Annotated in this window: 11 protein-coding genes and 2 tRNA genes; 10 read left to right on the forward strand and 3 right to left on the reverse strand. The window is 42.7% G+C overall.

Annotated features, from left to right (window positions below):
- Positions 1–12 precede the first annotated feature (12 nt).
- The 8 genes from KA713_19530 (at position 13) to KA713_19565 (ending at position 10,874) form a co-directional block, all read left to right on the forward strand.
- Positions 13–702 carry a 50S ribosomal protein L1 gene (locus KA713_19530; GenBank protein UXE66605.1) on the forward strand — a complete coding sequence of 230 codons (690 nt, stop codon included), beginning with the start codon at positions 13–15 and terminating at the stop codon, positions 700–702.
- Positions 703–727: 25 nt separating this feature from the next.
- Positions 728–1,255, forward strand: coding sequence for a 50S ribosomal protein L10 (locus tag KA713_19535; protein ID UXE66606.1), 528 nt, complete (start codon positions 728–730; stop codon positions 1,253–1,255).
- Positions 1,256–1,286: 31 nt separating this feature from the next.
- Complete coding sequence (rplL, locus tag KA713_19540; protein ID UXE66607.1) at positions 1,287–1,664, forward strand: 50S ribosomal protein L7/L12; 378 nt, start codon at positions 1,287–1,289, stop codon at positions 1,662–1,664.
- Positions 1,665–1,807: 143 nt separating this feature from the next.
- Entirely contained in the window at positions 1,808–5,677 is a 3,870-nt protein-coding gene (rpoB, locus tag KA713_19545; protein ID UXE66608.1) for a DNA-directed RNA polymerase subunit beta, read from the forward strand.
- A 109-nt stretch (positions 5,678–5,786) separates the two neighbouring features.
- On the forward strand, positions 5,787–10,076 hold the full coding sequence (gene rpoC, locus KA713_19550) for a DNA-directed RNA polymerase subunit beta' (protein UXE66609.1): 4,290 nt from the start codon (positions 5,787–5,789) through the stop codon (positions 10,074–10,076).
- A 146-nt stretch (positions 10,077–10,222) separates the two neighbouring features.
- A complete protein-coding gene (locus tag KA713_19555; GenBank protein ID UXE66610.1) occupies positions 10,223–10,546 on the forward strand; it encodes a DUF3467 domain-containing protein in 324 nt (107 codons plus the stop codon).
- A gap of 68 nt (positions 10,547–10,614) precedes the next feature.
- Positions 10,615–10,699, forward strand: a tRNA-Leu gene (locus tag KA713_19560).
- A gap of 93 nt (positions 10,700–10,792) precedes the next feature.
- Positions 10,793–10,874 (forward strand) — tRNA-Leu (locus KA713_19565).
- A 60-nt stretch (positions 10,875–10,934) separates the two neighbouring features.
- Here the strand turns inward: KA713_19565 and KA713_19570 are convergent.
- Entirely contained in the window at positions 10,935–11,381 is a 447-nt protein-coding gene (locus KA713_19570; GenBank protein UXE66611.1) for a hypothetical protein, read from the reverse strand.
- Between the two features lie 124 nt (positions 11,382–11,505).
- Here KA713_19570 and KA713_19575 point away from each other — a divergent pair, with 124 nt between their 5' ends.
- Positions 11,506–11,943 (forward strand): Rrf2 family transcriptional regulator, encoded by a 438-nt coding sequence (locus KA713_19575; GenBank protein UXE66612.1) that lies wholly within the window; start codon positions 11,506–11,508, stop codon positions 11,941–11,943.
- Between the two features lie 203 nt (positions 11,944–12,146).
- Positions 12,147–12,782: a peroxiredoxin gene (locus KA713_19580; GenBank protein ID UXE66613.1), complete on the forward strand. Its 636-nt coding sequence runs from the start codon at positions 12,147–12,149 to the stop codon at positions 12,780–12,782.
- A gap of 93 nt (positions 12,783–12,875) precedes the next feature.
- Here the strand turns inward: KA713_19580 and KA713_19585 are convergent, their stop codons facing one another.
- Together KA713_19585 and KA713_19590 are read right to left on the reverse strand one after the other, a co-directional pair.
- Positions 12,876–13,271 carry a Dabb family protein gene (locus KA713_19585; protein ID UXE66614.1) on the reverse strand — a complete coding sequence of 132 codons (396 nt, stop codon included), beginning with the start codon at positions 13,269–13,271 and terminating at the stop codon, positions 12,876–12,878.
- A complete protein-coding gene (locus tag KA713_19590; GenBank protein UXE66615.1) occupies positions 13,271–13,987 on the reverse strand; it encodes a TetR/AcrR family transcriptional regulator in 717 nt (238 codons plus the stop codon). The genes KA713_19585 and KA713_19590 overlap by 1 nt, the downstream gene beginning before the upstream one ends.
- Positions 13,988–14,054 lie beyond the last annotated feature (67 nt).

Genomic DNA, 14,054 nt, shown 5'->3' on the forward strand with positions numbered 1-14,054 from the left:
AGAAATAAAGCAATGGCAAGGGAACCAAAAAATAGAAAAGCAGTAGCTGCTAAGTATAATGCAGATAAGGTTTACACGTTAGAAGAAGCTTCTAAAGTGGTAAAGGAAATTACCTTCACAAAGTTTGATGCTTCAGTGGATTTAGATATTCGGTTGGGCATCGATCCTAAAAAATCTGACCAAATGGTGCGTGGAGTAGTTTCATTGCCGCATGGTCTTGGAAAAGTAGTTCGTGTATTGGTGCTATGCTCGCCTGACAAGGCTCAAGAAGCAAAAGATGCCGGTGCCGAGCACGTAGGGTTAGATGATTATATCCAAAAGATTGAGGCCGGTTGGACCGATATCGATGTGATTATCACCATGCCAACGGTAATGGCAAAAGTAGGTAGGTTAGGTAAAGTATTGGGCCCACGAGGTTTAATGCCCAACCCCAAGTCGGGTACCGTAACCCTTGAAGTAGGAAAAGCAGTAAAGGATGTGAAGGCGGGTAAAGTTGACTTCAAGATTGACAAACAAGGAATCATTCATGCTAGTATAGGTAAGGCTTCCTTCAGCGCAGATAAAATCAAAGACAATGCTGCTGAACTTATCAATGCGGTAGTTAAGTTGAAACCCTCCTCTTCAAAAGGAACTTACCTTAGAAGTATTTCTCTATCTTCTACGATGAGCCCGGGTATCAAAGTTGATTCAAACTCAATTTAAAAAGGTCTATTTAATTTTAAAGACAATGACCAAAGAAGAAAAGGGACTCGTTATCGAAGAGTTGGCAGAGAAGTTTTCTCAGCACAACCACTTCTATATTACAGATGCCTCTGGCCTTACAGTGGCGCAGATCAATGCCTTCCGTAGGTTGTGTTTCAATGCAGGCGTAGAATATCGCGTCTATAAAAACACACTTATCCGCAAAGCACTTGAAAAGCAAAAAGGCAATTACGAAGAACTCTACAAAGTTCTTCACGGATTTTCAGGTGTAATTTTCTCAAAAGAGTCGGGCAATGCTCCTGCACGCGTAATTAAGGAGTATCGCAAAAAGATGGAAGGCCGCCCCGCACTAAAGGGTGCTTCTATTGAAGCGACTGTTTTTGTAGGCGATGAACACTTGGATACATTGGTTGAGTTGAAGTCTAAAAACGAACTCATCGGTGAAGTTATTTCATTGCTGCAATCTCCTGCCAAGAATGTTTTGTCTGCTCTTTTGAGCGGCAAACAAACCGTAGCAGGCTTGGTGAAAGCATTGGAGGAAAGAAAAAAATAAAAGAATTTAAAATTTTAAACACTTATCAATCATGGCAGACGTAAAATCACTTGGCGATCAACTAGTAGAGCTTAGCGTTAAAGAAGTAAACGAATTAGCTTCTTATTTGAAAGAAACTTATGGCATCGAACCTGCAGCTGCGGCTGTGGCAGTTGCTGCTGGCCCTGCGGCTGGTGGTGGAGCTGCTGCTGCTGAAAAGACCAACTTCGATGTGGTATTAAAGGCAGCCGGTGCCAATAAACTTCAAATTGTGAAATTGGTGAAAGAATTGACTGGTCTTGGCTTGAAAGAAGCAAAAGACATGGTTGATGGCGCCCCTAAGACAATCAAAGAAGGCTTACCAAAAGACGAAGCAGAAAACTTGAAGAAGCAACTTACTGAAGCAGGCGCTGAAGTAGAGTTGAAATAATTCTTGAAGGCGAAACATATCGTCTGAAAGGCATTTCAGGCCCCATTCCTATCAAAAATAGGATTGGGGTTTGCCTATTTATACTTACACCCCATCCTAGCGATGGGCAGTCTTAACCGGGAAAATTTTAAACCGTACGCACCTTGGCAAAGAAGACATCAAATAACCGAATTGATTTTTCATCAATCGACAAAGTATTGGAGTATCCTGATTTTTTGGATATCCAACTTCAATCGTTCAAAGACTTTTTGCAGATCGAAACACCTGCTGAGAAGCGCCAAAATGAAGGGCTCTTCAAAGTTTTTGCTGAAAACTTCCCCATTTCAGACTCGCGCGAAAATTTTGTGCTGGAGTTTGTGGATTATACCATTGACCCACCTAAGTATAGCGTGGACGAGTGTATCGACCGTGGATTAACGTTTTCAGTTCCTTTGAAAGCGAAACTTCGCTTGACTTGTAATGATGAAGACAACGAAGATTTCGAAACAATTGAACAGGAGGTTTTCCTAGGGAACATTCCGTACATGACCGAGAAAGGCTCTTTCGTGATCAACGGAGCGGAGCGTGTAATCGTGTCGCAGTTGCACCGTTCCCCAGGCGTGTTTTTCGCCATGAGTAAACACACCAACGGAACGAAGCTGTACTCGGCCCGTATCATTCCTTTCAAAGGTTCGTGGATTGAATTTGCTACAGACGTAAACGCGGTGATGTATGCTTACATCGACCGTAAGAAAAAATTTCCAGTAACCACCCTGCTCCGGGCCATCGGTTACGGAACAGATAAAGATATCTTGGATTTGTTTGGCTTGAGCGAAGAAGTAGAAGCCAACAAAAACAACTTGAAGAAGATAGTAGACCGCAAATTGGCGGCACGTGTGTTAAAAACATGGACCGAAGACTTTGTGGATGAAGATACTGGTGAGGTGGTTTCCATCGACCGTAACGAAGTGTTGTTGGAGCGCGACCATGTAATCACAGCAGAAGATGTAGATGTAATCCTCGATTCAGGGGTGAAGTCAATCATTCTGCACAGAGTAGATGTGAACGTGGCCGATTACTACATCATCTTCAACACCTTGGCGAAGGACAACTCGAACTCTGAAAAAGAGGCGGTTGAACAAATCTATCGTCAATTAAGAAATACAGAAGCACCTGACGAACAAACCGCTCGCGATATTATCCAGAGTTTGTTCTTCAGCGAAAAGCGTTATGACTTAGGTGAAGTTGGCCGTTACCGGATCAACAAAAAATTGGGTCTTGACCTTAGCTTCGATCAGCGCGTATTGACTACTGAGGACATTATCCTAATTGTAAAATATTTGATCGGTTTGATCAACTCGAAAGCCGTAGTGGATGATATTGACCATTTGAGCAATAGACGTGTAAGAACGGTAGGTGAGCAATTGTATTCTCAATTTGGTGTGGGCTTGGCGCGTATGGCCAGAACTATCAAAGAAAGAATGAACGTACGCGATAACGAAGATTTCAAGCCGGTTGACTTGATCAATGCGCGCACATTGTCTTCCGTAATCAACTCGTTCTTTGGAACGAACCAGCTATCTCAGTTCATGGATCAAACCAATCCACTGGCAGAGATTACTCACAAACGTAGAATGTCGGCACTCGGGCCAGGTGGTCTTTCCAGAGAGCGCGCAGGTTTTGAGGTGCGAGATGTTCACTATACACACTACGGCCGTTTGTGTACCATTGAAACACCGGAAGGACCAAACATCGGTTTGATTTCTTCACTCTGCGTTCACGCAAAAGTGAATAAGATGGGCTTTATCGAAACTCCTTACCGCAAGGTAGAGAATGGTAGAGTGAAAGGAAAGGATGTAATTTTCTTAACTGCCGAAGAAGAAGATACGCACAACATCGCTCAGGCAAATGTAAAAATCAAAGCGGGTGGCGAGTTAGAAAATGAAAAAGTAAAAGCACGTTTTGAAGGTGACTTCCCAGTAGTGGAGCCGAAAGATATTCGCTACATGGATATTGCCCCCAATCAAATCGTATCGATTGCCGCGTCTATGATTCCATTCTTGGAACATGATGATGCCAACCGTGCCTTGATGGGATCAAACATGCAACGCCAAGCAGTGCCATTGATGCGCCCCGAAGCGCCTATTGTAGGTACTGGTTTGGAAGGAAGAATTGCGTTGGATTCAAGAGCGTTGATACTAGCAGAAGCAAATGGTGTAGTGGATTATGTGGATGCGAAGAAGATCGTGATTAAATACGATGTATCAGAGGAACAGCAAATGATTCGCTTCGATGATGAGTACAAATCGTACAGCCTCATCAAGTTTCGCAGAACCAATCAAGATACCTGTATCAACTTGACACCATTGGTGAGAAAAGGCGAGAAAGTGTTGAAGGGTCAGCCGCTTTGCCAAGGATATGGAACAGCGAATGGAGAATTGGCCTTGGGAAGAAACTTGTTGGTGGCCTACATGCCATGGCAAGGTTACAACTTCGAAGATGCGATTGTAATTTCTGAGCGCGTGGTACGTGACGACATTTATACTTCTATTCACATCGAAGAATTTGAATTGGAAGTGCGCGACACCAAACGAGGCGAAGAAGAATTGACTTCTGAAATCCCAAACGTAAGCGAAGAAGCCATTAAGCACTTAGATGAAAATGGAATCATTCGCGTGGGCGCGGAAGTGAAAGAAGGGGATATCTTGATTGGTAAAATCACTCCGAAAGGAGAGACAGATCCTACACCAGAAGAGAAATTGTTGAGAGCCATCTTTGGTGACAAAGCCGGAGATGTGAAAGATGCTTCGATGAAAGCACCTCCATCCTTGAAAGGTGTGGTCATTGATACCAAGTTGTTCTCTCGTCCGAAGAAGGACAAAGATTTGCGTACCAAGTCGAAGAAAGAATTGGATGCATTGAAGAACCGTTACAGCAAGCAATTGTCTGATCTTAAAAATGACATGATCAAGAAATTGACATCGTTATTGACAGGTATGACAAGCCAAGGGGTGAAGCACAAGTTTGGCGATGAGTTGATCAGCAAAGGCGTGAAGTTCACCAGCAAAGTGATTGAAAGTAATTTGTTCCCTGATAAGAACATTTATCGCGATGAAAGCAATTACAGCGTGCCTGAAGAGGTAAACTTGATTGTGGATGTGAGCTTAGATGGTTGGACGACCGATGATGCAACCAACGAGTCGGTTTCAGAATTGGTAAAGAACTACCTGAACAAACGCAACGTAATTTCAGGTGCTTTTAAACGCGAGCGCTTTACGTTAGAAGTGGGTGACGAATTGCCAACGGGCATTGTGCAATTGGCGAAAGTATACGTTGCCAAGAAACGCAAGCTGAAAGTAGGGGACAAGATGGCCGGTCGCCACGGTAATAAAGGTGTGGTGGCGCGTATCGTTCGCGAGGAAGATATGCCATTCTTGGAAGACGGAACACCGGTAGATATTTGTTTGAACCCGTTGGGCGTACCATCGCGTATGAACTTGGGTCAGATTTATGAAACCGTGTTGGCATGGGCTGGTAAGAAATTGAACCGCAAGTATGCCACTCCAATTTTTGATGGAGCTTCTTTAACACAGGTATCAGCAGAATTAACGGAAGCTGGTTTGCCAGAATTTGGTAGAACATACTTGTATGATGGTTTGACAGGACACAAGTTTGATCAGCCGGTAACAGTAGGTATGGCGTATATGCTCAAACTCGGCCACTTGGTGGATGATAAGATGCACGCACGCTCTATTGGACCTTACTCATTGATAACGCAGCAACCATTGGGTGGTAAAGCTCAGTTTGGTGGTCAGCGCTTCGGTGAGATGGAGGTGTGGGCAATTGAAGCATTCGGTGCATCCCATATCTTACAAGAAATCTTAACAATCAAATCGGATGATGTGATTGGCCGTGCCAAAGCGTACGAAGCGATTGTGAAAGGTGAGAATATGCGCAAGCCGAATATACCGGAATCGTTTAATGTGTTAGTGCATGAATTGCGTGGTCTCGCATTAGAGATTACGATGGATTAGGGAAGTCAGAAAGACCAAAAGTCTGTAAAGTCAGAAAGACTAACAGATTTTTGGTCTAGCCGACTTTCAGACTTTATAATGAATTAGTTAAACTGAAAACTCAATAAGCATGTCTTTCAGAAAAAATAAAAAGATCAACAACGACTTCTCAAAAATCACCATTAGCTTGGCTTCTCCAGAATCTATTTTGGAAAGCTCACACGGTGAGATCACACAACCTGAAACCATCAACTACAGAACCTACAAGCCAGAGATGGGCGGTTTGTTTTGCGAGCGTATTTTCGGTCCTGTAAAAGATTGGGAGTGTCATTGCGGTAAATACAAACGCATTCGGTACAAAGGCATCATCTGCGATCGTTGCGGTGTAGAAGTTACCGAGAAGAAGGTAAGACGTGAGCGCATGGGTCATATCGAGTTGGTAGTGCCCGTGGCACACATCTGGTATTTCCGCTCGTTGCCAAATAAGATTGGTTACTTGTTGGGCTTACCAACCAAAAAATTAGATCAGATCATTTACTATGAAAGATATGTAGTTATTCAACCCGGCATCAAGGAAGAAGACGGTGTAAACCGTTTGGACTTCTTGACGGAGGAAGAGTACTTAGATATTGTTGACAAACTTCCTCGCGAGAATCAATTGTTGGACGACAACGATCCAAAGAAATTCATCGCGAAGATGGGTGCCGATGCGTTGGAGATGCTGTTGAGCCGTGTTAAATTAGATGAGCTTTCGTATGAGCTCCGTCATCAAGCCGCTACCGATACTTCACAACAAAGAAAAGCGGAAGCATTAAAGAGATTGAAAGTGGTAGAAGCTTTCCGCGATGCCAATACGCGCGTGGAAAACAGACCACAATGGATGACCATAAAAATGGTGCCCGTAATTCCACCTGAATTGCGTCCATTGGTGCCATTGGACGGTGGCCGTTTTGCTACATCAGATTTGAATGATCTTTACAGACGTGTTATTATCCGCAACAACCGTCTAAAGAGATTGATTGATATCAAAGCTCCGGAAGTAATCTTGCGTAATGAAAAACGCATGTTGCAAGAGGCAGTCGATTCATTGTTCGATAACTCACGCAAAGTAAATGCAGTTCGTAGCGATGGTAACCGTGCATTGAAATCATTGAGCGACATGCTCAAAGGTAAGCAAGGCCGTTTCCGTCAAAACTTATTGGGTAAGCGCGTTGACTACTCAGGCCGTTCGGTAATTGTGGTAGGCCCAGAGTTGAAATTGCACGAGTGCGGTTTGCCTAAAGATATGGCTGCGGAATTGTTCAAACCCTTTATCATTCGCAAACTGATTGAAAGAGGAATTGTAAAAACGGTTAAGTCAGCAAAGAAAATAGTAGATCGCAAAGATCCTGTGGTGTGGGATATTTTGGAAAACGTATTGAAAGGACATCCTGTTCTTTTGAACCGCGCCCCAACACTTCACCGCTTGGGTATCCAAGCTTTCCAACCAAAGTTGATAGAAGGAAAAGCGATCCAGTTACACCCGTTGGTATGTACAGCCTTTAACGCTGACTTTGACGGTGACCAGATGGCGGTTCACATTCCGCTTGGGCAAGAAGCAATTTTGGAAGCTTCGTTGTTGATGCTTTCATCGCATAATATTTTGAACCCTGCCAACGGAGCTCCGATTACTGTACCTTCTCAAGACATGGTGTTGGGCTTGTACTACTTGACCAAAGGTAGAAAAGGTGAACTGGGCGAAGGCAAGACTTACTATTCGGCAGATGAAGTGGTGATTGCTTATAACGAAGGCAAACTTTCGAAGCATTCCATCATCAAGGTAAGGGCGAATGTGAAAGATAAGAAATCAGGTACGGTAACCAGAAAAATGATTGAGACGGTAACGGGTCGTGTCATTTTCAACCAAGTAGTTCCTGAAGAAGTAGGATTTGTGGATGAACTGCTGACCAAGAAAAAATTGCAGACCATCATTGCGGATGTATTCAAATATGCAGGTCAGGCAAAAACGGCTAAGTTCTTAGATGATATTAAAGATATTGGGTTCCAAATGGCGTACCGTGGTGGTTTGTCGATGGGCTTGGGCGATGTGAAAATCCCTGCAGAAAAGAAAAAATTGGTAGAGGATGCTCAAAAAGAAGTTGATTCAGTGTGGAACAACTACATGATGGGTTTGATTACTGATAACGAGCGCTACAACCAGGTAATTGATATTTGGACACGTACGAACACATTGTTGACCAACACGCTGATGAAGCAGTTGGAAGAAGATCAACAAGGGTTCAACTCCATTTACATGATGATGCACTCAGGTGCGCGCGGATCACGCGAACAAATTCGTCAGTTAGGTGGTATGCGTGGTTTGATGGCAAAGCCTCAGAAAAATTTGGCAGGCTCTGTAGGTTCAATTATTGAAAACCCTATCCTTTCTAACTTTAAGGAAGGATTGGATGTGTTGGAGTATTTTATCTCTACACACGGTGCTCGTAAAGGTTTGGCTGATACAGCGTTGAAAACTGCTGATGCAGGATATTTGACAAGACGCTTGGTGGATGTTGCCAATGACTTGGTAATTACAGAAGAAGATTGCGGCACATTGCGCGGTTTGAAAGTAACGGCCCTGAAAGACAATGAAGATATTGTTGAGCCATTGTCTGAACGTATTGTGGGTCGTGTAACAGTACACGATATCTACGACACACTAACTGAGCAGTTGGTGTGTGAAGCAAACCATGAAATTACAGACGAGATTGCCAAGAAGATAGACGAAACCAATATCGAAGAAGTAGAAATTCGTTCGGTGTTGACTTGTGAAACAAAGTTCGGAGCATGCGCAAAATGCTACGGCCGCAACTTGGCCACTGGAAAAATGGTGCAAGCAGGTGAGGCCGTAGGTGTAATTGCAGCACAATCAATCGGTGAGCCGGGTACGCAGTTGACACTTCGTACGTTCCACGTGGGTGGTACAGCTTCTAACATTGCCGTTGATGCGAACATCAAATCGAAGTTCTCGGGTACGATTGAATTTGAAGCCATCCGTACGGTCGATACAACCGACAAGGATGAGAACAAAGTAAAAGTGGTGATGGGCCGCACAGGTGAAATCCGAATCTTAGATGAAGAGAAGCGCGTGTTAATTTCCAACAACGTGCCCTATGGAGCCTACTTAAAAGTGAAAGACGGACAGAAAGTTGAAAAAGGTGCAGAGCTTTGCTATTGGGATCCTTACAACGCGGTTATCCTTTCAGAGTTTGATGGAGAGATCGAGTACGAAGCAATTATTGAAGGTGTCACTTACAAAGAAGAGTCAGATGAACAAACCGGTCATAGAGAAAAAGTAATTACCGATACACGCGATAAGACTAAAAACCCTTCGGTGATTGTAAAAGGCAAATCCGATACAAAGGGTTATAACATGCCAGTGGGTGCTCACTTAGCAGTAGATGAAGGTGAGAAAATCAAAGCCGGACAAGTAATGGCCAAGATTCCACGCACCATGGGCAAGAGCCGTGATATTACCGGTGGTCTGCCACGTGTTACGGAATTGTTTGAGGCACGTAATCCATCGAACCCTGCTGTGGTAAGTGAGATTGATGGTGTGGTAACATACGGTGGTATCAAACGCGGTAATAGAGAGATATTCATCGAATCAAAAGATGGCGTTCAAAAACGTTACTTGGTGCCATTGTCGAAGCACATTTTGGTGCAGGACAATGACTTTGTAAAAGCAGGTCAGCCTCTTTCGGATGGTGCGATTACTCCGTCTGATATTTTGTCGATCAAAGGCCCGACCGCTGTACAAGAATACCTAGTGAACGAAATTCAAGAAGTGTACCGTCTACAGGGTGTGAAGATCAATGATAAACACATCGAGTGTATCGTTAGCCAGATGATGCAAAAAGTGGAGATCATCGATTCAGGTGATACCACCTTCTTGCCTGGAGAGTATGTTGATAAATTTGAATTCCGCGAATTGAATGATACTATTTTGGATAAGAAGGTAGTGATGGAATCAGGCGATTCTGCTCGATTCAAAGTGGGACAAATCATTACGGCTCGTGAGCTGCGCGATGAGAATTCTTCGCTAAAGAGAAAGGATCAGCGTGCGGTGGAGGTACGCGATGCATTGTCAGCTGTTTCTCGCCCTACGTTGCAAGGTATCACCCAAGCATCGTTGAAGACTGAGAGCTGGTTGTCTGCCGCCTCTTTCCAGGAAACTACTAAAGTGTTGAGCGAAGCAGCCATTCGTGGTAAAGCTGACCAATTGATGGGCTTGAAAGAGAACGTAATCGTTGGTCACTTAATACCGGCTGGAACAGGTCAGCGTAGATTGAATGATTTGATTGTAGGCTCTGAGGAAGAGTATCAAAGTTTGGTGAATGCTCCTGAGCGTAAAAGCAAGGAGAAAGAGTTTGCTGAATAAAATGGATGTGATTTGAGAATTTGAAAATGTGCGGATGGTAAAACATTCGCACTTTTCATTTGAGCACTTTTCGTATACTCAAATCATCAAGTTGAAGAAAACTATATTTGCTTCATTTTCAAATTACCTCATTTCAAATTAAATCTATGGCAGACGAGAAAATCCAGGCTCAACAAAACCAAATTAACATAGAGCTATCCGAAGAGATTGCCGAAGGTATCTATTCTAACTTAGCCATGATTGCCCATTCTAACAGCGAGTTTGTGATCGACTTTATAAGGTTGATGCCTGGTGTCCCCAAGGCAAAAGTTAAATCACGTATTGTGATTACGCCCGAACATGCCAAGCGATTATTGGCCGCCTTGAAAGATAACATCAGCAAGTACGAGGCAACTTTCGGTGCAATCAAACAAACGAATGATATGCCTACATTTCCCATGAATTTTGGAGGAACAATGGGAGAGGCTTAAAACTTTGATTGTAGATAAAAACATTACTACTTTTGAAATCCCTTACAACTCAAACGAGAGTTTTTTATGCCCAGGTGGTGAAATTGGTAGACACGCTACTTTGAGGGGGTAGTGCCGCAAGGTGTGCTGGTTCGAGTCCAGTTCTGGGCACCAAAAATTTATTTAAGAATTGCGATTTAAGATTTCTGAATTTATCAAAGACCGGGAAATCGCACATCGAAAATCTAAAATCCTAAATTTCCATTTGCCGAAGTGGTGAAATTGGTAGACACGCACGTTTCAGAGGCGTGTGGCGAAAGTTGTGCGGGTTCGAGTCCCGCCTTCGGCACCCATTTAACAATCCTAAAATTCGTGCCTGCTTGCAGCAGAAACACCCTGCCTGTCTACCTTATTTTACATCTATTTTCTTTTTAGCAAGTTTTTGTTTGAGATATTGAATGACCCGCTCGTAGTCAGTTGATTCTTTAGGGCTTAAGGTAACTTTTTTGCCATCTTCAAACTTGATCACCAACTCTTTATAAACAGAGTTCTTTCCAGTTTTCACTTGATTCTCGAACCAAAATTGAACTGCCTCGAGCTTATAATTTTTTCGTTGGCGTAACATCGGGAAATTGACTTCAACCTGATTGTTCCCCAGTCGGATGATTTTATACCGAAGAAATATTTTATAGAAAACGAATATGCCAATGGGCGCCAATAAGGCGATGGTTAGATAGTTGTACCACGCGCCTCGCAGCATAATGGCGTAAATATTCATACCGATAACAACTAATGTTATCAGTAGAAATAGAATAAACGAAGTAATGGTGGCCGTCAGGGGCTTGGATACAATCACAATAAAAGTTTAAGTATGAGCCGAAAATGGGACTTGAACCCATCCCGCTATAGCGGGACTATCTCGGTAACAATAATTTTACCACATAAAAGTAAGATTATTCTGAAAAAGTTTATATTGGTTCATGCTTAGCAAAAAATGTAAATACGCCATTCATGCCCTAGTGTATTTGGGAGAAAAATTCGAACAGGGGCCTGTGCAAATACAAGAAATTTCAGATAAGAAACACATCCCTAAGAAGTTTTTGGAAGCTATTTTATTAGAGCTGCGTCACGCTAAAATTTTGCAAAGCAAAAAAGGCAAGGGTGGAGGTTATTACCTCCATAAACGGCCAGAAGATGTTAATCTGGTGGATGTTATTCGACTGATTGATGGGGCAGTGGCCATGCTTCCCTGTGTTTCATTAAATTATTACGAACCCTGTGAGGAGTGCCGCAATGAAAAAACCTGCGGCATTCGCGATAGCTTTATTGGTGTACGAGATGAAACCCTGCGCATCCTTACCCAAAGCACCTTGGCGCGCATTATGAAGCGTGAGAAGGAACTAGCCAAGAAGAAATAGAAATGACCCTTGACCCATTTTCTTGGCAAATCGTTTGGAAAAAGTGATCCCAGTAAATGTAAAAGTATTCAATACCCACGAGCTTCGGCACGCCATGGATGCATTTGAGCCTCGAACAAATTCCCAAATAATTCACGGATAAGTCTATTGAAATAGTAGACTTTTGAATACCTTTGCCTTTAAATCAAAATACTAAAACCTGTATGGCAGTACGACTAGGAGACATCGCGCCCGATTTTGAAGCGCAAACATCGGAAGGAAATATCAAGTTTCATGAGTGGTTGGGAAACAGTTGGGGCGTCTTGTTTTCTCACCCGGCCGATTTTACTCCCGTATGCACTACCGAATTGGGTGCAGTAGCGAAGCTGCGAGCAGAATTTGATAAACGCAACACCAAAGTAGTCGCTCTTAGTGTGGACAGCGTGGGATCTCATGCCCAATGGATTGGCGATATCAATGAAACACAAAATACACAAGTCAATTTTCCCATTATTGCTGATCCGAAATTTGAAGTAGCCAATCTTTATGACATGGTTCACCCACAGGTGAGTGATAAGTTTACAGTGCGCTCTGTGTTTGTAATTGGCCCTGATAAAAAGGTAAAACTCACCATTACTTATCCTGCTTCCACGGGAAGAAATTTTGATGAGATTTTACGAGTGATCGACAGCTTGCAACTAACTGCCGGCTATAGTGTGGCCACGCCTGCCAATTGGAAAAACGGTGAAGACGTAATCATTACCATGGCCGTAAAGGATGAGGACATTGCTGCTAAATTCCCGAAGGGCCATAACCGGATAAAGCCATATTTGCGCACCACACCACAACCTAATTTGTAGTAGAAGCCTACTGGATAGGAGTTAGAATTAGAAATAATTCAGCAGCTTGAGAAAGGTGTTAGATTACATAACCCCTTTTTTATTTTATAAATCCTAGAAATCCATCGAATCGTACACAGTCTCCTTGTTCCAAAGGGGTGAATAGGTTTCTACAAAATGGGTGTGGATAGGGTCAACTTGGTAAGCATCGTGCCCTTTGATATCATCAAACATTGTCAGCAATGAAAGGTTGTATGAGTTATCAATAACGTCTCGCTTTTCCGTTAGGGCGGGTACTCCAATTTTAACAAGCTTGAGTGATTTAATTTTTTTCAAAGAGTTTACACCTTCAATCAATTTGGCTAAATCCTCTTTCGATTCAGGATTTTTTAACCAAAAGAAGACATGATGCACAAGAGGATTATTACCTTTCTTTTCTTTTTGGCCATATGCTGTTGAACCTATGACCATAGCTGCTGCACCTGCAATGAATTTTCTGCGTGTAGTCATTAGGATCCAAATTTTCTATCTGACACTACTGAAATAAAAGGAGCTTTTTTGCTCGACAAGGCCAAATCTAATAAAAAATTCATCATTTCATTTTCGTCTTTGGTGCTACCAAAATCTGTAAGTGATGGCAAGTGGTACATGAAAAAGTATTGATAGTGCGACATCTCAATCAATGTGCTACTAAGCGAGCGCGCATATTTGTAATTTGGGCTGTATGCTTTGATGATTTCCGCTAGCTGGCTATTGAAATCTTTATATGGTTTGAAAAACTGTTTTTCATTATCTTCCATAACGTGCTTGGTTAGGTATGTCTTGGAGGCCTCTTTGATCACAATACGGTGAAGCGATTCTTTGTTGATTTCTTCACCGGGCACAATCATGTTTTCTTGCTTCAACATTAGCACTCTAATCACAATCTCAATCTTCTTTTCAGGCTCTTCTACATTGTGTGTGTGGAAACCAAGCTGATATTCCATCCAGCGCCAATACCATTCAAAAAAATACAACAATAACCGATGCTTGCTTTCAAAATAGCGGTAGATACTCGATTCGTTGGTGTTTAAGGCTGTCGCGAGTTTCTTAAAAGTAAATTCTTCAAGCCCCATTTCATCTATCATTTTTGCGCCCATGGATAATATGTTTTTACCCAGTTCAGAGAGTTCAGGATTGCGCAAATAGAGCTTTTCGTTCACTTTCACCTGTATTTCCCAAGCCATAAATCAAAAGGTTTATATCATCAAATTTAAGAAATCTGATCTCATTAACTACGCTTACATTCACGTA

Origin of the sequence: Chryseotalea sp. WA131a (assembly GCA_025370075.1) — a bacterium.
Lineage (GTDB): Bacteria > Bacteroidota > Bacteroidia > Cytophagales > Cyclobacteriaceae > ELB16-189.

Bases quoted from the DNA above. Each gene is read 5' to 3' on its own strand.
- KA713_19555 (UXE66610.1), top strand. From the start codon at position 10,223: ATGGCAGACGAGAAAATCCAGGCTCAACAAAACCAAATTAACATAGAG.
- KA713_19585 (UXE66614.1), bottom strand. From the start codon at position 13,271: ATGACTACACGCAGAAAATTCATTGCAGGTGCAGCAGCTATGGTCATA.
- KA713_19580 (UXE66613.1), top strand. From the start codon at position 12,147: ATGGCAGTACGACTAGGAGACATCGCGCCCGATTTTGAAGCGCAAACA.
- rpoC (UXE66609.1), top strand. From the start codon at position 5,787: ATGTCTTTCAGAAAAAATAAAAAGATCAACAACGACTTCTCAAAAATC.
- KA713_19535 (UXE66606.1), top strand. From the start codon at position 728: ATGACCAAAGAAGAAAAGGGACTCGTTATCGAAGAGTTGGCAGAGAAG.
- KA713_19530 (UXE66605.1), top strand. From the start codon at position 13: ATGGCAAGGGAACCAAAAAATAGAAAAGCAGTAGCTGCTAAGTATAAT.
- KA713_19575 (UXE66612.1), top strand. From the start codon at position 11,506: ATGCTTAGCAAAAAATGTAAATACGCCATTCATGCCCTAGTGTATTTG.
- rplL (UXE66607.1), top strand. From the start codon at position 1,287: ATGGCAGACGTAAAATCACTTGGCGATCAACTAGTAGAGCTTAGCGTT.
- KA713_19590 (UXE66615.1), bottom strand. From the start codon at position 13,987: ATGGCTTGGGAAATACAGGTGAAAGTGAACGAAAAGCTCTATTTGCGC.